This is a genomic window from Chitinolyticbacter meiyuanensis (genome assembly GCF_008033135.1).
Taxonomy (GTDB): domain Bacteria; phylum Pseudomonadota; class Gammaproteobacteria; order Burkholderiales; family Chitinibacteraceae; genus Chitinolyticbacter; species Chitinolyticbacter meiyuanensis.
Map to the genome: position 1 here is coordinate 2,338,969 of NZ_CP041335.1, position 17,441 is coordinate 2,356,409.

Genomic DNA, 17,441 nt, shown 5'->3' on the forward strand with positions numbered 1-17,441 from the left:
AGCAGGGTGACATGATGAAAGCGCGTTTTGCATCGATACTGGCCTTGTTGTGCTTGTTCTGGTCCGGCTGGGCAGCGGCGGAAATGAAGATCGGCTTTGTCGATACCGAGCGCATCCTGCGTGAATCGGCACCGGCCGTGCGCGCAGCCAAGCGCCTGGAGAAGGAATTCGAACTGCGTCGCCAGGATTTGCAGAAGGTCTCGGCACAGGGCAAGGCACTGCAGCAAACGCTGGACAAGAGCCAGATGCAGGAGGCGGACCGCAAGGCCAAGGAGCGCGAGCTGGTTCGGCTCAACCAAGATTTCCTGCGGATGCAGCGCGAGCTGAATGAAGATCTCAACACGCGCCGCAATGAGGAACTTGCTGGCTTGCAGGAGCGGGTGAACAACGCCATCCAGCAGATTGCCAATAGCGAGAAATATGATCTCGTGCTGCAGGAGGCGGCGTTTCGCACGCCCAAGATTGACATCACCGACAAGGTGCTGAAGCTGCTGTCCGACAAGTGAGCGTGCGATGCGTCTGTCTGAACTGGCGACCCAGCTGGGTGGAGAACTGATCGGTACCGATGTCGAGATCGGTCGCGTATCGAGTCTGGAACAGGCGGGTGCCGATAGCCTGAGCTTCGTGGCGCAAAAACGCTTCATTACCGCTGCGAGCCAGAGTGCAGCTGCTGCATTGCTGGCCCGGCCCGAGGCTGTATCGCAGCTTGGCAAGCCGTGTATCGCGCTCGCCGATCCCTACTTGGCTTATGCCCGCGCAGCCCGCTTGCTGCATCCACTACCTGCGCGAGTGCCTGGCATTCATGCATCCGCGGTGGTTTCGCCGGAGGCGCGCGTTGCTGCCACTGCACAGCTTGGGCCCGGTGTGGTGATCGAAGCCGGTGCGACGATCGGTGAACACTGCGTGCTGCAAGCCAACGTATTCATCGGTCGAGATGCAGAGGTCGGCGAAGAGACATTGATCCATCCGCATGTCACCGTTGCAGCAAGTTGCCGGATCGGGGCGCGGGTGATATTGCATCCAGGCGCGGTGATCGGCTCCGATGGCTTCGGCAATGCTTGGGCTGGCGATCGCTGGGAAAAAATTCCGCAAATTGGCAAGGTGATCATCGAGGATGACGTCGAGATCGGTGCCAATACCACGGTGGATCGCGGTGCGCTCGACGATACGGTAATTCGGCGTGGCGCGCGGCTCGATAACCTGATCCAGGTGGCGCACAACGTGGTGATCGGCGAGCATACGGCGATTGCTGCCTGTGTCGGGATCGCTGGCTCCACCCGGATCGGTGCGCGCTGCCAGATCGGCGGAGCGGCGATGATTAGCGGCCATCTCGACATCTGCGACGGCGTGACCATCCTCGGTGGCACGTTGGTGGCCAAGACCATACGCCAGCCGGGAGCTTATTCCGGCTCCTATCCAATGCAGGGACACGGCGACTGGCTGAAGAATGCGGCGCAGTTGCGGCATCTGGATGAACTGGCTGATCGCGTCAAACAACTCGAAAAACAACTGGCCGCGCGCGACGTGGCGGCAGGGGAAGCAGAATGAGCATTTTGAACATCAACGATATCGTCAAGCTGTTGCCGCACCGATACCCGTTCCTGCTGGTCGACAAGGTGATCGAGCTGGAAGAGGGCAAGTCGATCAAGGCGATCAAGAACGTCACGATCAACGAACCGTTCTTCCCGGGGCATTTCCCGCAATACCCGGTGATGCCAGGCGTGCTGATCATTGAGGCGCTGGCCCAGGCTGCTGGCGTATTGGCGTTCAAGAGCAGTGGCAAGAGCGGCGATAGCGGCACGCTCTACCTGTTTGCCGGTATCGACAACTGCCGTTTCAAGCGCCAGGTGGTGCCGGGCGATACGCTGACCCTGTGCGTCGAGATCGTCACGCAGAAGCGCGGAATCGGTAAATACAAGGCCCAGGCTTTCGTTGGCGACGAGCTCGCTGCCGAAGCCGACCTGCTGTGCGCCGAGCGCCAGCTCAACCCGGCCTGATCGATCGTTCCAGGGGGCATATGGCCAATATCCATCCCACCGCGCTGGTCGATTTGAAGGCGGAGCTGGCAGACGACATCGAGATCGGACCTTACGCCGTCGTCGGCGCCGGTGTCCGTATCGGTGCCGGCACCAAGGTGGCTGCGCATGTCGTGATCGACGGTATCACCGAGATCGGCGAGCGCAACACCTTCCATGCCGGCAGTCATATCGGCTGCGCGCCACAGGACAAGAAGTATGCCGGCGAGCCGACTAGCCTTGTGATTGGCAACGGCAATACCTTTTTCCAGAACATCACGCTGTCGACCGGTACCGTGCAGGATCAGGGTGTCACCCACATCGGTGATGACAACTGGTTCATGGCCTATGCGCACGTCGGCCACGATTGCAATATCGGCAGCCATACCATCTTCGCCAATTCGGTAACACTGGGTGGGCATGTGAACGTGGGCGACTGGGCGATCCTCGGCGGGCTCTCCGCCATCCACCAGTTTTGCACCATCGGCGCGCACGCAATGGCGGGGGGCGGCTCCATCATCGTCCAGGACCTGCCACCGTTCGTGATCTGCGAAGGCAACCGGGCCGTAGCGCGCGGCATCAACAGCGAAGGCTTGAAGCGTCGCGGCTTCACCACCGACGCCATCAGCAACGTCAAGCGTGCTTACAAGCAGCTCTACCGGGAAGGTCTGTCGTACGACGACGCGCGCGCCCAGATCGAGGCTCGCGTGGATGAGCAGCCAGAGCTGCAGCCGTTCGCCGATTTCTTCGCGCTGAGCCAGCGCGGCATCATTCGATAAGAACAACAGCTACACGATGAGCGAAAAACTGTTTGCGCCGGGCGGGCAGGGGCCCCGTCTCGCCATTGTTGCAGGGGAAGCCTCGGGTGACTTGCTGGGTGCCGACCTGATCCGCGCCGTCAAGGCACGGTTGCCGGAAGCGCGCTTCGCCGGCATCGCCGGTCCCAAGATGAAGGCAGCCGGCGCGCATAGCCTGGTGCCGATGGAAAAGCTGGCGGTGCGCGGCTATCTGGAAGTGCTGAAGCACTTGCCGGAGCTGCTGGGTATTCGCCGCAAGCTCAAGCGCGCCATCCGCGAGGAGCGCCCGGATCTCGTGATCGGCATCGACGCGCCAGATTTCAATCTCGGTCTCGAGCGGGCGGCGCGCGAGGCGGGGATGACCACCATGCACTATGTCAGCCCCTCGGTCTGGGCTTGGCGCATGGAGCGGTTGAAGAAGATCGGTCGCGCTGCATCGCATGTGCTGCTGCTGTTTCCGTTTGAGGCGGCCATCTATCGCGATGCGCGGATTGCTGCCACTTATGTCGGGCACCCGTTGGCCGACCAGTTTCCGCTGGCACCGGATCGCGACGCAATTCGTGAGCTGCTCGATCTACCCAAGGCCGGTTTGGTGTTCGCTCTGCTGCCGGGTAGCCGCGTCAGCGAGCTGGAAATGCATGCCGAGCTCTTCGTGGAGACGGCGAAGAAGCTGCATGAGCGATACCCGGAAGCACGCTTCCTGGTGCCGCTGGTCACTCGTGAGACACGCAAGCTGTTCGAGGAAACGATCTGGCGGCTGGATGCCGGAGAGTTGCCTTTCCGCCTGATGTTCGGCCACGCCCACGAGGCGATGATGGCCGCCGACGCCATTCTGGTTGCCTCCGGTACCGCTGCCCTGGAGGCGATGCTGGCCAAGCGCCCGACGGTGGTCACCTATCGCATCAGCCGGCTGACCTACTGGATCGTCAAGCGCAAGCTGAAGATCCCATACGTCAGCCTGCCCAATGTGCTGGCTGGCGAAAAAGTCGTGCCCGAGCTGCTGCAGCACGATGCCACGCCGGACAAGCTCTCCAGCCAGTTGATCGAGTTCATCGAGAACAAGGAAGCGAGCGCCGCGCTGGCCGCGCGTTTCACCGAACTGCACGAGAGCCTGCGTTGCGGCGGCGCAGAGCGAGCGGCCGACGTGATCGTACAGCTGCTGCAGGGGCGCGGCGCATGATCGTCTGCGGCGTCGACGAGGCGGGCCGTGGCCCATTGGCCGGCTCGGTCTACGCCGCCGCAGTGATCCTACCCGATACGCACGGCATAGCCGGGCTCAACGATTCCAAGAAGCTGAGCGCGGCGCAGCGCGAAAGGCTGTTCGGCGAAATCCAGCTACGGGCCACGGCCTGGGCCATCGCCAGCGCCAGCGCCAGCGAAATCGATGCGATCAATATCCTGCAGGCGACGCTGCTGGCGATGAAGCGCGCGGTTGAAGCGCTGTCGGTGGCGCCTTCCAAGGCACTGGTCGATGGCAATCGCCCACCACGGTTGACCATCCCGGTCGAGACCATCGTCAAGGGCGATGCCACCGTACAGGCCATCTCGGCGGCATCCATCCTCGCCAAGGTTGCGCGGGATCGCGAAGCACACGAGATGGAGCTGCAATACCCTGGCTATGGCTTTGCCCAGCACAAGGGCTACCCGACCGCGGCGCACCTGGAGGCACTGGCCCGGCTTGGCCCTTGCCCGCTGCATCGCCGCAGTTTCGGGCCGGTGCGTGCTGCGTCGATGCAGCAGACACTGTGGTGAAAGTTGTTCGTCCCCGCCCCAGCCACTAAGATGCCTGAGAGGCGGCAATTTTTGCCGCCTTGCTCCCGATAAAAACAAGACAGGTCCGCCTCGCCCATGTTCGTCATCATCGGCTACGTCTTTATGTGCGCGTGTATCCTCGGCGCATACGCATTCCACGGTGGGCACCTGGGCGTGCTGTGGCAGCCCTCGGAAATCGTCATCATCTTCGGTGGTGCACTCGGTGCCATGATCGCCGGCTATGGCGGCAAGCCGCTGAAAGCGGTGCTGAAGGCGATGCCGTCCGTGTTCAAGGGCTCGAAGTACGGCAAGGCGTTCTACATGGACCTCTTTGCGCTGATGTTCGAGATCCTGTCCAAGGTGCGCAAGGAAGGCCTGATGTCGATCGAGGGCGACGTCGAGGATCCGCACAACAGCCCCTTGTTTTCCAAGTACCCCAAGATTGCGCACGACCACCACCTGGTCGAGTTCATGACCGACTACCTGCGGCTGATGGTCGGCGGCAACCTCAATGCCTTCGAGATCGAGAACCTGATGGATGTCGAGCTCGATGCCCATCATCACGAGGAGGCGGTTCCGGCCAGTGCTGTTTCCAAGCTGGCCGATGGTCTGCCGGCCTTCGGTATCGTCGCTGCCGTGATGGGGGTGGTGCACACCATGGGCTCGCTGCATCTGCCGCCGTCCGAACTCGGTGGCCTGATCGGTGCTGCGCTCGTTGGGACCTTCATGGGGATCTGGCTGGCTTATGGCTTTGTCGGCCCGCTCGCCGTCATTCTGGAGAACAAGGCCGCCGAGAACAGCATGGCGTTCAATGCCATCAAGGTCACGCTGCTGGCCAGCCTGAACGGCTATGCGCCGCAAGTGGCGGTGGAGTTCGGCCGCAAGGCGCTCGGTTCCGCTGATCGCCCGTCGTTCAAGGAACTGGAAGACTTCGTCAAGAATGCCAAGAACAAGTAAGCGCGAGCCGGTGCCAGCATGAGCGACGATTCCCAACGCCCCATAGTCGTCAAGCGGGTCAAGAAGGGTGGCCATGGCCATCACGGTGGCGCCTGGAAGATCGCCTATGCCGACTTCGTGACTGCGATGATGGCGTTCTTCCTGCTGATGTGGCTGTTGGGCTCTGTGTCCAAGGGCAATCTCAAGGGCATTTCCGACTACTTCAACAATCCGCTCAAGGTGTCGTCGAGCGGTGGCGAAGGCGCAGGTGCAGCCGAATCGCTGATCAAGGGCGGCGGCAAGGATCTGACCCAGGATGCTGGTCAGATGAAGAAGGGCGGCGCTGAAGAAACCGAGATCGCGCACGATCGCAAGCGGCTGTCCGAACTCAAGCGCAAGTTCGAAGCGATCATGAACGACAAGGCGCGCGACAATACCCGTCTCAAGGAATTCAAGAGCCAACTGCGGCTCGACATGGTTGCCGAGGGCCTGCGCATCCAGATCGTCGATGCGCAGAGCCGGCCGATGTTCAAGTCCGGCAGCAGCGAGATGGAAAGCTATGCCAAGGATGTGCTGCACGAGATCGCCCAGTTGCTGAACGAAGTGCCGAACACGGTCTCGCTGTCCGGGCATACCGATGCGCAGCAGTTCGCCTCCGGGCTGCGCGGTTTCTCGAACTGGGAGTTGTCCGCTGATCGTGCCAATGCTTCGCGCCGGGAGCTGGTGTTCGGCGGGTTGGGTGAGGACAAGGTATTGCGGGTGAATGGCTTTGCCTCGGAAATCCCGCTCGACACCAAGAACATCTACAACCCTGTCAACCGGCGTATCAGCATCGTGGTGCTGAACAAGGACGCCGAGCAGGATATCCGCGATCAGGCCGGCACCGGTGACAACACCCCCGCCAGCGCCGTGGCGCAGGCCGCCGTTTCCGGGCACTGACATGCAAGTGCTTCGCCTGCTGGGCGTGCAGCTGGCCGCTCTGGTTCTCGTCGCCCTGACCGCCCATGTGCTCGATTGGCCGGCATCGGCGTGGGGCTGGGCAGGCAGCTGCGCTGTACTTGCAGCCGTGCTGGCTGGCTGGCTGCACGACGGCGGCTGGTGGCGGCTGATCCATTTGTTCTTCCCATTGGCGGCGCTGGCCGCCCTGCAACTGGATTGGCCATCCTGGGCCTGGCTGCTGGCGTTTGCGCTGACGGTGCTGGTCTACGGTGCCGTCTGGCGCACCCGCGTGCCGCTCTACCTCAGCAACGACAAGGCATTGTCGCTGCTCGCCGAGCGCGTCCCGAAAGGCGGGACATTGCTCGACCTTGGCGGCGGCACCGGTACCGTGCTCGCCTGGTTCGGCCGGCATCGGCCGGATGTGCAAACCGTCGGCGTCGAGGCTGCCTGGTTGCCGTGGCTGATCGGCTGGGTCCGCTTGTGGGGTTCATCCGCCAGATGGCTACGTGGCGATTTGCAGGCGCAGTCGCTGGCTGGTTATGACGTGGTGTACGCCTATCTGTCGCCCGCTGCCATGGGTGCACTCTGGCGCAAGGTGGAGGCCGAACTGGACGACGCTGCGCTCTTTGTCAGCAATACCTTTGAAATTCCCGACCAGCCGCCTGCCGAGCGCTTGGCAGTGGGTGACTGGAAGGGGAGCGAGCTGTTGCTATGGCGACGTTGAACGAGAGCTGGGTCGCCTACTGGTCCGGTCGGCCACTGCCTTCGCTGAAGCAAACCCGCGACAAACTGCAGCCGCTGATGCGGCGTCCGGAGCGCACCAGCCCGGCTGATGTGGCCGAGATCGTGTTGCGCGATCCGCTGTTGACCGCGCAGGTGCTGCGAGCCGCTAACCAGCGCGTGCGCTCGGGTTTGGCTGCGGACGTGGTCTCGGTGGAGTCCGCGGTGATGCTGTTCGGTGTCGCGCCGTTCTTCGAGCGCTTCTGCCGCGGACCCACGGTGGATGAGCTGATGGCAGGCGATGCTGCGCGCCTGGATGCCTTCCGCGCCACCGTGCTCGAAATCCGTTTCGCCGCGAGGCTGGCGCGGGATTATGCCTACCGCCGCTTCGATGCCCGGCTCGATGAGGTCTATATTGCCGCGCTGCTGCAGGGTGTACCGCGGCTTCTGGCATTGGTCGCGACACAGGATCCTGCAGCACCGGCACCAGTCAGCCAGGCGACCGATTTGCTGGCCAGCTGGAAGTTGCCCGAGGTAGTCATCGCGCTGACTCGTGAGGATGGCGAGGCACAGCCTCGCTTGACCTTGCAGCTGGCAGCGTTGCGACTGGCGCAGGTGCTGGGGCAGGGCTGGTGGCAACCGGAGGTGCAGCGCGAGCTCAAGCTGATCGCTCCGGTGCTGCAATGCGAGGAAGGCGCTGCCTGGGATGTGGCCACGGGGCTGATGTTGGGATTCGCCCGGCGTGAATACACCGGTGAGCCGGCTTCTCCGCCTGCCCGGTGGTTGCCCATGCTGCCAGGCCCCTGGCCCAAGCCGCCTGCGCCGAAGGCCGTGCAGCCGCTCACTGCGGCTGTTGCTGCGCCGAAGAGCGCTCAAACAGCACCTGCTTCGGCCAGTGCTTCTGTGCCCGCCTCCCCGCGTGCAAGCGTTGCGGCGCCGCCAGCAGCGCTCAACGTCATGGCCGAGCGCCTGCGTGCATTGCAGCAAGCCGGGCGCGAACGGGCTGCTGCCAACCACATCATGTCGCTGGCGGTGCGTGCGCTGGCCGATGGTCTTGCCATGCGCCGCATCATGCTTGCATTGCTCACGCCCGACGGCAGCGTGCTGCGCGCCCGTTTTTGCCACGGCGCGGCAGAGGCTGACCCCTTGCGCAATCTGGCGCTGCCGTTAGGGGTGCCCAGCCTGTTCTCGCGCCTGCTCGAGCGTCCGCAATGCGTGCGCGTCGACGTTCCCTATCGCGGCGAGATCAAATCGCTGCTCCCCACGGATCTGGTGCGACAGATCGGCGACGGGGCATTCTGTGCGATGTCGCTGTTCGTGCACGACAAGCCGCTGGGCATTCTCTACGCCGACCGTGCCCACAAGCTGGACGAGGCTGAATACCACCAGTTGCGGCAGCTGTGCCAGCTTACTTCGGCAGCATTAGCAGCTGGTGCCGTCAGCTCAGGTGGGGGCTGACGGACGGCTCAATGGAAATCCCGGCTGCGGGTATCGAGCCGGCCCAGCAGGTGGCTGAGGTTGACGAGCCGCTTGGCCAGCAGGTGCACCACGCGGCCTTCTCGCTGCACCACGCCATAGACAGCCATCAGCCGTGAGGTCAGCAATTCGCGGCGCTGGGTGTCGGCGAGGCTGCGCCAGACGATGACATTGACGTTGCCGGTTTCGTCCTCCAGCGTGACGAAAGTCACCCCGCTGGCCGTGCCCGGCCGTTGGCGCCCTACGACAATGCCGCAGGCGCGGGCAATGCGGCCATCCGGACAGGCGCGGATCTCGGCGGCGGTGAGCAGGCGCTGCGCAGCCAGTCGCTCACGCAGCAAGGTAAGCGGGTGGGGTGCCAGGGTCAGCCCCATGCTGCGGTAGTCGGCCACCAGATCATCACCCACGCTTGGGGCGAGCAGCGTGGCTGGGGCCATGTCGCTGCCGGTATGCCCCAGGTCGCCAGGGGTGACAAGGCCGGCGACCTGCCAGTGCGCTGCACGGCGGTGGCCGGCCAGGCGGGAGAGCGCACCAGCATCGGTCAGGGCATTGAGCGCGTGCGAGTCGAGCTGAACGCGCTGTTGCACGTCATCCAGCGATTCATAGCCGGTCGCAGGTCGTGCCGTGGCCAGCGCGGTTGCTGCTGCAACAGATAGCCCACGGATCCGGTTGAAACCCAGGCGGACGGCAGATTGGCCGGCGGCATTGGATTCCAGCGTGCTTTCCCAATCACTGACCTGCACATCGACCGGCCGGACCTCCACACCGTGGCGATGCGCATCCTGGATCAGCTGCGAGGCGGAATAAAACCCCATGGGCAGCGCATTGAGCAGGCCGCAGAGAAAGGCCGCCGGTTCAAAGCGTTTGAGCCAGGCCGAGATGTACACCAGGATGGCGAAGCTGGCTGCATGCGATTCGGGGAAGCCGTATTCGGAGAAACCCGCGATCTGCTGCAGGATGCGATCGGCGAATGCGCCCTCATAACCGTTGCCGACCAAGCCATCGCGCAGCTTCTGCTTGTAGTGCTCCAGCGTGCCCTTGCGGCGCCAGGAGGCCATCGAGCGGCGTAGGTCATCGGCTTGGCCTTGCGTGAAGCCGGCCGCGACCACAGCCAGCTGCATCACCTGTTCCTGGAAAATCGGCACGCCGTGGGTGCGCTCCAGCACGGCGGCCACTTCCGGAGTCATCGGCTCGACAGGCTCTTCACCGTTGCGCCGGCGTAGATAGGGATGGACCATGTCGCCCTGGATCGGCCCTGGCCGCACGATGGCGACTTCGATGACCAGATCGTAGAAACGTTGCGGCTTGAGCCTGGGCAGCATGCTCATCTGCGCGCGTGATTCCACCTGGAACACTCCGATCGAATCGCCGCGGGAGAGCATCTGGTAGACCTCGGGGATGTCGCGCGGTACGTCCTGCATGGTGGCGGGCCTGCCGGGCTGCGCCGACAGCAGCGCCAGCGTGCGGCGGATGGCAGACAGCATGCCCAGCGCCAGCACATCGACCTTCAAGAGCCCCAGCGCTTCCAGATCGTCCTTGTCCCACTGGATCACCGTGCGATCCTTCATGGCTGCGTTTTCGATCGGCACCAGCCGGGCCAGCGGACCGGCGCTGATCACGAAGCCCCCCACATGCTGGGACAGATGGCGCGGAAATCGCCGCAGTTCGCGGGTGAGTGCCAGCAGCAGCTCTACCTGGCGGTTGGCCGGATCGAGGCCCACTTCGATCATGCGCTGGGCCAGCTGCTCCGGGCTGTCCCACCAGGCCAGATTGCCGCCCAGCCGTTCCAGCTGGTCTTCGGCAAATCCCAGCGCCCGGCCCACATCGCGCAAGGCGCTGCGGGTGCGGTAGGTGATGACGGTGGCGGCTAGGGCAGCACGGTCGCGGCCGTACTTGTTGAACACGTACTGGATGACTTCTTCACGCCGGTCGTGCTCGAAGTCGACGTCGATATCGGGCGGCTCGCCCCGCTCCTCCGAAATAAAGCGCCCGAACAGCAGGTGGCTGTCTTCCGGCCGGACCTCGGTGATGCCAAGCGCGTAGCAGACGGCGGAATTGGCTGCTGAGCCCCGGCCCTGGCACAGGATGTCTTTGCTTCGGGCAAAGCGGACGATGTCGTGCACGGTGAGAAAGAAGGCCTCGTAGCGAAGCCGGCCGATGATGGCGAGCTCTTCAGCGATCTGCGGGTGCACGCTTGCTGGTGTGCCCTGCGGATAGCGTATTTTCAGCCCTTCCTCCGTCAGTGCGGCAAGGTGCTCGGTGGCGGTCATCCCTGCGGGCACCAGCTCCTCCGGGTATTCGTAGCGGATTTCCTTCAAATTGAAATTGCAGCGCGCGGCGATGCGCTCGGTCTCCGCCAGCAGCTCGGCCGGATAGATGCGGGCCAGACGGGCGCGGGCACGCAGGTGGCGCTCGCCGTTGGGAAACAGGGCCAGGCCACAGCGGGCCACCGGCTGGCCAAGCCGGATCGCGGTCAGCACATCCTGCAGCGCACGGCGAGAGCGGACATGCATATGCACATCGCCGCTGGCGACCAGGGGCAGGCCGCATTGCTGGCCCAGCCACCGGCATTGCGCCAGCCAGGTATCGTCCGCCGGACCGTGCAGCAGCGTCACCGCCAGCCAGGCACGATCGTCGAACAGTTGCGCCAACCAGCGGCCCTCATCCGGACCGGTGGCCTCGGTGGGCAGCCACAGCGCGAGCAGGCGGCGGGCATGTGCGGCCAGGTCGTCGCGATCCAGCCGATAGCTGCCTTTGCTCGCATTGCGCCGGCCGACGGTGATCAACTCGGCCAGGTCGCCATAGGCCAACCGGTCGGGCGCCAGCAGCAAGAGCTTGAGTCCGCAGGTCAGCGTGAATTCGCTTCCCACCAGCAGCTTGAGCCCGAATTTCTCGGCGCGCATGTGCGCACGAACGATGCCGGCGAGCGAGCATTCGTCGGTGATGGCCAGGGCGCTGTAGCCCAGTGCGCTGGCCCGCTCGACCAGTTCCTCGGCGTGTGAAGCGCCACGCTGGAAGGAGAAATTGGATAGGCAATGCAGCTCGGCATAGCCGGGCAGGATCGGGCCGGGTGAGGTCATCCGAACACCCCGTGCAGCCACCAGCTCTGGTCGACACGGTTGCGGAATACCCAGTAGCACCTGCCATCGGGGGCCGTGGCAATGTAGTAGTCGCGGGCAATCGGGTCGTCATCCCACCAGCCGGCTTCGATCCGCTCGGGCAGGCTGACGAGCCGCAGCGCACCGTTTTGCCAGGGATGGCCATCGCGCTCCGGCAAAGACTGGGGTTGCGGCAACAGCCAGCCGGGCCGCAAGCCCACCACCAGCGCCGGGCTACGCTGGCCTGGGGTCACAGTCGCGCTCGCATGCTCGGGCCGGTGGTCGGACGCAGTGGCGAGCCCGATCACAGCTTCGGCCCCCAGCCGAGCCGTCAGCCGGGCCAGCAGCAGCGTGATGTCGCCCCCGCTGGCATGGCCGAACAGGTCGCGGGCTTCGCCCGACAGCGGGTGCAGGTTGTCCGCAATCAGCCCGACCGATGTAGCCGGCGCCGCCAAGCGATAATGGACGACCTTTTCGCGCAGCACCTCCTGCCAAGCCGAGGCGGAGCAGCTGGTGTGGCCCATGCCGACCGTCAGCGTCGTCGGTGCCAGTTCCTCGTGGGTGAAGCGAAAACGCAGCTGTTGCACGCCCAGGCCCCGCCCGGAGAGGAAGGCTGCCAGACCATCGAGCAGCCGGCGGGCCAGCTTGAGGAAAACGTCGACGGTTTCCACTGGCCAGTCGAGATCGATGGTGCGCTGGTAGTGATCAGGCGCCACATGCAGCGCACGTGGGTCTGGCTCGGCACCCAGGGCCTGGGCCAGCTGCCGAGCCAGATCGGTACCGAAGCGGCGGTTGAGGCCGGCGCGTGGCAGCGCCAGCAACTGCGCCAGCGTGCTGATGCCCAGTTGTTGCAGCAACTGGTGCGCACTGGGATCGAGCAGCAGCACGCTGGTGGGCAATGTGCCCAGACGGGTCGGCAGATCCGCAAGTCGCAGGACAGGCGTGGTCTCGGCCTGTTGTGCCAGCCAGGCTGCAGCCAATGCCGTGGGAGCAAGCGCGCTGCGCCAACCATATTCCTGCTGGGTCAGGCCTTGCTCGATCCGCGAGCGCAGTGCGACGAGGCCACCGAAATAGGTGAGACAACCGCCGATTTCCAGCAGCAAGGTGGCAGGCGGTGAGCAGACCACGGTCGGGGTGAATTGCTGGGCCCAGGTGGCCAGGGCAGTCAGCGCTTCCTGCTCGCGATCGGGGCGGCGGCGATGGATGACGAGCTCGTTGACGAGGGCCAGTGCGGCCGAGAGTCTCATGCCCGGCTTCAGCCCCAGGCTGGCGGCCAGTGCATCCATCTGCTCCAGCCGTTCGCCGCGGCCGTGGCTGGCGACCACGATGCGGGGGCGAACGGGGCCCTCAGGCAGCGCATCAGGCGGAAAGACGTTGAGCGCTAGGGTATGTAAGTGCAGGGCCAGCCAGAGCATGGCGCACCTCAATGTCGGTCAGCAGCACGGGATGGGTCAGTGGCAGGCCGCGCCGCTTGAGGATGCGGACTTGCAGGCCACGCTGGCATGCATCGAGCGCCACACGCAGTGGAAAGGGCGAAGCTACGCCATCGCTGACGCCTTGGCGCAGCAGGAAGCCCGCCCCTTGGCCGCGCCGTGCCGCCAGTTGCAACCGGCGTGCGTGGCGGTCGTCCAGCCTGCCATGCCACCAGCCCAGTGCGGCGGCACAGTCAGGTTCTGCCAGCGTCTGCTCCAGGGCCCACAGCACGTCAGCCGGCGCCTGGGGGCGCACCCAGATCAGCCGCTCCGGTGCAATGCCGGCCTGGGCCCAGGCCGGTGCATACGGCGGCCAGGGCGGCGCCACCAGCACCACCCGGCCCCGGCTTTGGCGCAAGGCCGGCCACAATAGGCGCAACTCCCCCAGGCCAGGTACATGCAACAGCTCATTGATCTGGCCCAGCCCCCAGCCTCCACCCGGCAGTTCCGCATCGAGTGCGACATGGCCGCTGGGCAGTACGGCTTGCGTGCTGCTGCCGCTGCCTCGCCAGATGGCGGGATGCTTGAGCACGTCTTGTAGCGAAGGAGAAGGGGAGAGAACAGGCATGTCGGTCACCGGACAATGCCCTTAGATTATAGAACGATTGTTCTATAATCAATTCGACAGGATGAAAGGCAGTACCTCGTTTAACGGTGCCGGGTTGTGCATGGGCGGGCGTTATGCCCACCCATGATGGTGCTTCAGGGCCTGCGTGACAGGCAGGTCTGATAGCGCCAGTCCACGCGCTTGGCGAACCATTCGGTGGTCAGCTTGCGGGTGATCTTGGGGCTGACGAGGCGGATCTGCGGCAGGGCGGCACGTGGCAGCGGCTTGCCGGCTGCGGCATCGGCGGCAGCGAACACACGCTTGTAGGTGTCGCTGGCGCCAAAGGCATTCATCTTCTCCTGCTCCAGATCGCGGCGGATCTGGGCTTTGCTCAGGTTGAGCCGGCCTGCCACGGTATAGAGCGCGGATTCGACGCTGCTGGTGCCGACCGGCCGGCCGGCCTGATAGCGCAACAAGTCGCCATCCTCGGTGAGTTCGCGGCCAGTCAGGCGCGATACTGCGCGCTGGAAGGCCACATTGCGGCTGGCATAGCGGCCGGCGTTGTAGTCGGCGAAGCGATAGATCATCGCGTCGTACGGCGCGGGGTAGTGCAGCAGGTTGGCAATGCCGAAGTAGGTGCCGCCGCGGCGGGTGAACACTTCCTGGCGAATGCTGCCGCGCCGCGGGTAAGGATAGGGCCACACCCGGACATGGTTCTGGGCGAATTCGACACTGACCTGCATCGGGCCGCCGGTGCGGATCGGGTTGGCCATGTTGAGCGGCAGGCCCAGGTTGCGGGCTTCGCGCGCCATGTCCTCGAACAGGTCATTCATCTCGCGTTCGGTGCGCAGGTTGTCGATGCGCGCCTTGTAGCTCTGGCCGGTGGGCGAGGGCTTGAGCAGCGCCGTTTTCACCACGGACAGCGGCACATGGTAGCGACTGGCCTTGGCGTCGATGGCCTTCCAGACGATGCTGGGTAGGCCCGGCACCACCGGATCGCCCTGCCAGGTGGACTCCTGCTCGATGGTAGCGGCCGCGGCGCAGAACAGCTCGGCAGTGTAGGGCAGCTTGAGTGCGGTGAAGGCATCGAGGATATCGGCGCTCCAGCCGGCGCGATCCGGCATCTTGGCGGGCAGCAGCTGGTTCAGCAATGCCCGGCCCTGGGCTTCGGTCAGGCGCGGCTTGGTTGATGTCGCCGGTGGCGGGGTCGGCACGGTGGCTTCCACCGGTTCGCTGGCGGCCACGCTGCTGGCGTCGCTTGCCAGATCGTCGATGCTGGCTGGCATCGATGCGTTGGCTGCTTCGGAGGCGACGCTGGCTGTTGGAGTGGACGACGGCGGCGTCGTAGGGCTGGAGGTGGCGCAGGCAGCGAGCAACAGCGGGATCAGGGCAAGGCAGGAGCGCAGCATGGTGGACGTGGCACAGAGGGAAGCCAGCAAGCTTACAACTTTGGCGCTGCCGGGGTGCAACGGTTTGTTCATCGCCGCGGCGCCACCTGCGGCAGCGTGATGAAGAAGGTGGTGCCGACGCCGGGTTCGCTGCGCACGATGATGTTGCCGCCCAGGGTCTGGGTGACGAGGTTGTACACCAGGTGCAATCCCAGGCCGCTGCCGCCCTGGGCGCGGCTGGTGGTGAAAAAGGGATCGAACACCTTGGGCAGGTGCTCGGGCGGGATACCGCGGCCGTTGTCGCTGAAGGTCAGGTTGATGGTCCCGGCCTCGTGCTGCGCCACGATCAGCACATCGCCGGCGTCGTCGCCCTGGAACGCATGCGCCAGTACATTGGTCAGCAGGTTGGTCAACACCTGCGACAGTGCGCCGGGGTAGCCATCCATGGTCACCTGTTCGGGGCAATCGACGGTGATGCGGATGGGGCGGCGTTTCAACGATGGCGTGAGGCTGGTGACCACTTCGTGCAGGTAATGCTGCAGCTCGTATTCGCGCCGGGCTTCCGAGGTCTGGTCGACGGCCACCCGTTTGAAGCTCTGGATCAGCGCGGCAGCGCGTTCGGCGTTGCCGAGGATCAGCTTGGCGCTTTCGCCTGCATTGTCGCAATAGGCAACGAGGTCGGACTTCTTCACTGCACCGGCATCGAGTTGCTGGCGAAAGTGCTGCGTTTCCTCGCTCAGTACCGAAGCACTGGTGAGGATCACTCCGACCGGGGTATTGATCTCGTGCGCCACGCCGGCGACCAGACCGCCCAGCGAGGCCATCTTCTCTGCCTGGACCAGGCTGGCCTGGGTGGCCTGCAGCTTGGTATAGGCTTCGTCCACATTGTGCTTGGCGCGGCGGATGGCTTCTTCGGCGAGCTTGCGCTCGTCCAGCTCGCTGGTCAGACGTTGCGTGATGCGATTGACGCTATGGCCCAGCGCGGCGAGCTCGTCCTGCCGCTGCAGTACCGGCGCCAGGTCGTCGAGCGAGAATTGGCGCTGGTCCGCCGAGCGATCAAGCGCGCTGCGCAGCGCCGCCAGCGGCCGCAACAGGATGCTGTTGAAGGTGCGCATCAGCACGGCAACGAGGATGGCGGCGAGCAACGCGATCTCCACCAGCTTGCGCCATACCAGCACGCGCAGCCGCTGTTCGATCTGGGCATTGGAGAGCCGGTAGCGCACCTCGCCGATGCGACGCCCTTCGAACTGCAGCGCCAGCGTCTGTTCAGGTCCGACCTGGCTCGCATCGGGTTTGCGGCGCGCCGACAGCGCTTCGCCATCGGCATGGACCGCGATCTCGACGAGGTTGGGCCATTGCAGCTCGGCATTGAGCACGTTTTCCAGCTGCTTGTCGTCGAAGTTCCAGACAATGGCCGGCAGCACGGTGGCGAGGCGCTGGCGCAACGCAGCCTCCTGCAGCGCAGCCTCGCGATACAGCGTGTCGTGTCCCTGCCAGTAGCTGTAAGTGCCCGATGCGCCGAGCACCAGCACGACGATGGTGATGAGCAGGAGATTGAGGCGGGCGCGAATGCTGTGCATGGCGGGGCAAGTCAGGGTTCTGGCTCCACTGTAGCCCCCTGGCCGGACATATGCCGCTTATTTACGCGCGAGGTAGAAGCGGTCGTCGAAAGTGGCCACCCACTCGGGGCGGTAGACCACCAGCAATGTGAGATGGATGCCGGTGGTGAAGGCTTCCGGCCAGCCCATCAGAAAGTAGTAGGGTAGCTGTTCGGTGAAGAGGAAATCCGTTGCGTAGGCGCCAGCCATGGCCAGCAGCAGACAGCTTGCCAGTCCGACGGCCCACATCGACAGTGCGGCGGCGGCAAAACAGTTGAAGAACACGTAGACGAAGTAGTTGGCGGGGAGGTGGCGCTGCGCCCACGTCAGCAGGCAGCAGGTGAGCCAGCTCGGCAGCAGGCCGACCAGCAGCCACGCCAAGCCCAGGCTGGCCCAATCGCCATGGCCCTGCGCAGCCTCGGCCGCGAGCACCACGGCCATGCCGAGCTTGGCGGCATGCGGGCCGGCGATCAGTGTCAGCGCGCTGGTACCCAGTAAATGAAAAGCCAGGCCAGGATGGACTTCCGCCTTGAGCTGCCACAATGCCAGCACGGCCACAGTGGCGCCGAACCACGCGGTCAGCTGCGATTGGCGCAACGCCAGCCACGGCACGTGCCACGCCGTCTGCACCAGCCCAAGCCCGGCAAGCAGCCAGCCCAGTGCCAGCCAGTCGGCCGGGAAGTGCGCCGCAACCGGATTCATC

The 17,441-nt window shown here is 64.7% G+C and carries 16 protein-coding genes; 10 read left to right on the forward strand and 6 right to left on the reverse strand.

Translation table 11 applies throughout. The features are described from left to right. The first annotated feature begins 11 nt into the window (after positions 1–11). The 10 genes from FLM21_RS11165 (at position 12) to FLM21_RS11210 (ending at position 8,617) form a co-directional block, all read left to right on the forward strand. Positions 12–506: an OmpH/Skp family outer membrane protein gene (locus FLM21_RS11165; RefSeq protein WP_246120707.1), complete on the forward strand. Its 495-nt coding sequence runs from the start codon at positions 12–14 to the stop codon at positions 504–506. Between the two features lie 7 nt (positions 507–513). After that, positions 514–1,548: a UDP-3-O-(3-hydroxymyristoyl)glucosamine N-acyltransferase gene (gene lpxD, locus FLM21_RS11170; RefSeq protein WP_148715642.1), complete on the forward strand. Its 1,035-nt coding sequence runs from the start codon at positions 514–516 to the stop codon at positions 1,546–1,548. Continuing rightward, a complete protein-coding gene (fabZ, locus tag FLM21_RS11175; protein ID WP_187359867.1) occupies positions 1,545–1,997 on the forward strand; it encodes a 3-hydroxyacyl-ACP dehydratase FabZ in 453 nt (150 codons plus the stop codon). Before lpxD ends, fabZ begins: the two co-directional genes overlap by 4 nt. 20 nt (positions 1,998–2,017) lie before the next feature. Further along, a complete protein-coding gene (gene lpxA, locus FLM21_RS11180; protein WP_148715643.1) occupies positions 2,018–2,794 on the forward strand; it encodes an acyl-ACP--UDP-N-acetylglucosamine O-acyltransferase in 777 nt (258 codons plus the stop codon). A 16-nt stretch (positions 2,795–2,810) separates the two neighbouring features. Continuing rightward, complete coding sequence (gene lpxB / locus FLM21_RS11185) at positions 2,811–3,992, forward strand: lipid-A-disaccharide synthase (RefSeq protein ID WP_148715644.1); 1,182 nt, start codon at positions 2,811–2,813, stop codon at positions 3,990–3,992. After that, a complete protein-coding gene (gene rnhB / locus FLM21_RS11190) occupies positions 3,989–4,564 on the forward strand; it encodes a ribonuclease HII (RefSeq protein WP_148715645.1) in 576 nt (191 codons plus the stop codon). Before lpxB ends, rnhB begins: the two co-directional genes overlap by 4 nt. 96 nt (positions 4,565–4,660) lie before the next feature. Further along, on the forward strand, positions 4,661–5,521 hold the full coding sequence (gene motA, locus FLM21_RS11195; protein ID WP_148715646.1) for a flagellar motor stator protein MotA: 861 nt from the start codon (positions 4,661–4,663) through the stop codon (positions 5,519–5,521). Between the two features lie 18 nt (positions 5,522–5,539). Beyond that, the gene (motB, locus tag FLM21_RS11200) at positions 5,540–6,439 is read left to right on the forward strand and encodes a flagellar motor protein MotB (RefSeq protein ID WP_148715647.1); all 900 of its coding nucleotides are present in this window, start codon (positions 5,540–5,542) and stop codon (positions 6,437–6,439) included. Between the two features lies 1 nt (position 6,440). Beyond that, positions 6,441–7,163: a hypothetical protein gene (locus tag FLM21_RS11205; protein ID WP_148715648.1), complete on the forward strand. Its 723-nt coding sequence runs from the start codon at positions 6,441–6,443 to the stop codon at positions 7,161–7,163. Then, positions 7,151–8,617 carry an HDOD domain-containing protein gene (locus tag FLM21_RS11210; RefSeq protein ID WP_148715649.1) on the forward strand — a complete coding sequence of 489 codons (1,467 nt, stop codon included), beginning with the start codon at positions 7,151–7,153 and terminating at the stop codon, positions 8,615–8,617. Before FLM21_RS11205 ends, FLM21_RS11210 begins: the two co-directional genes overlap by 13 nt. Before the next feature lie 8 nt (positions 8,618–8,625). Here FLM21_RS11210 and FLM21_RS11215 read toward each other — a convergent pair whose 3' ends face one another. From FLM21_RS11215 to FLM21_RS11240, 6 genes are all read right to left on the reverse strand, one after another. Further along, positions 8,626–11,715 carry an error-prone DNA polymerase gene (locus FLM21_RS11215; protein WP_148715650.1) on the reverse strand — a complete coding sequence of 1,030 codons (3,090 nt, stop codon included), beginning with the start codon at positions 11,713–11,715 and terminating at the stop codon, positions 8,626–8,628. Further along, positions 11,712–13,148 carry a Y-family DNA polymerase gene (locus tag FLM21_RS11220; RefSeq protein WP_148715651.1) on the reverse strand — a complete coding sequence of 479 codons (1,437 nt, stop codon included), beginning with the start codon at positions 13,146–13,148 and terminating at the stop codon, positions 11,712–11,714. Before FLM21_RS11220 ends, FLM21_RS11215 begins: the two co-directional genes overlap by 4 nt. Continuing rightward, entirely contained in the window at positions 13,093–13,773 is a 681-nt protein-coding gene (gene imuA, locus FLM21_RS11225) for a translesion DNA synthesis-associated protein ImuA (RefSeq protein ID WP_148715652.1), read from the reverse strand. Before imuA ends, FLM21_RS11220 begins: the two co-directional genes overlap by 56 nt. Positions 13,774–13,907: 134 nt before the next feature. Continuing rightward, positions 13,908–15,161 carry a DUF1615 domain-containing protein gene (locus FLM21_RS11230; RefSeq protein WP_148715653.1) on the reverse strand — a complete coding sequence of 418 codons (1,254 nt, stop codon included), beginning with the start codon at positions 15,159–15,161 and terminating at the stop codon, positions 13,908–13,910. A gap of 68 nt (positions 15,162–15,229) precedes the next feature. Continuing rightward, positions 15,230–16,720: a sensor histidine kinase gene (locus tag FLM21_RS11235; RefSeq protein ID WP_148715654.1), complete on the reverse strand. Its 1,491-nt coding sequence runs from the start codon at positions 16,718–16,720 to the stop codon at positions 15,230–15,232. Positions 16,721–16,777: 57 nt separating this feature from the next. Continuing rightward, positions 16,778–17,440 carry an energy-coupling factor ABC transporter permease gene (locus FLM21_RS11240; protein ID WP_148715655.1) on the reverse strand — a complete coding sequence of 221 codons (663 nt, stop codon included), beginning with the start codon at positions 17,438–17,440 and terminating at the stop codon, positions 16,778–16,780. Position 17,441: the final 1 nt, after the last annotated feature.

Coding starts and splice junctions, on each gene's coding strand:
- FLM21_RS11165 (WP_246120707.1), top strand. CDS start 12: ATGATGAAAGCGCGTTTTGCATCGATACTGGCCTTGTTGTGCTTGTTC.
- lpxD (WP_148715642.1), top strand. CDS start 514: ATGCGTCTGTCTGAACTGGCGACCCAGCTGGGTGGAGAACTGATCGGT.
- fabZ (WP_187359867.1), top strand. CDS start 1,545: ATGAGCATTTTGAACATCAACGATATCGTCAAGCTGTTGCCGCACCGA.
- lpxA (WP_148715643.1), top strand. CDS start 2,018: ATGGCCAATATCCATCCCACCGCGCTGGTCGATTTGAAGGCGGAGCTG.
- lpxB (WP_148715644.1), top strand. CDS start 2,811: ATGAGCGAAAAACTGTTTGCGCCGGGCGGGCAGGGGCCCCGTCTCGCC.
- rnhB (WP_148715645.1), top strand. CDS start 3,989: ATGATCGTCTGCGGCGTCGACGAGGCGGGCCGTGGCCCATTGGCCGGC.
- motA (WP_148715646.1), top strand. CDS start 4,661: ATGTTCGTCATCATCGGCTACGTCTTTATGTGCGCGTGTATCCTCGGC.
- motB (WP_148715647.1), top strand. CDS start 5,540: ATGAGCGACGATTCCCAACGCCCCATAGTCGTCAAGCGGGTCAAGAAG.
- FLM21_RS11205 (WP_148715648.1), top strand. CDS start 6,441: ATGCAAGTGCTTCGCCTGCTGGGCGTGCAGCTGGCCGCTCTGGTTCTC.
- FLM21_RS11210 (WP_148715649.1), top strand. CDS start 7,151: ATGGCGACGTTGAACGAGAGCTGGGTCGCCTACTGGTCCGGTCGGCCA.
- FLM21_RS11215 (WP_148715650.1), bottom strand. CDS start 11,715: ATGACCTCACCCGGCCCGATCCTGCCCGGCTATGCCGAGCTGCATTGC.
- FLM21_RS11220 (WP_148715651.1), bottom strand. CDS start 13,148: ATGCTCTGGCTGGCCCTGCACTTACATACCCTAGCGCTCAACGTCTTT.
- imuA (WP_148715652.1), bottom strand. CDS start 13,773: ATGCCTGTTCTCTCCCCTTCTCCTTCGCTACAAGACGTGCTCAAGCAT.
- FLM21_RS11230 (WP_148715653.1), bottom strand. CDS start 15,161: ATGCTGCGCTCCTGCCTTGCCCTGATCCCGCTGTTGCTCGCTGCCTGC.
- FLM21_RS11235 (WP_148715654.1), bottom strand. CDS start 16,720: ATGCACAGCATTCGCGCCCGCCTCAATCTCCTGCTCATCACCATCGTC.
- FLM21_RS11240 (WP_148715655.1), bottom strand. CDS start 17,440: ATGAATCCGGTTGCGGCGCACTTCCCGGCCGACTGGCTGGCACTGGGC.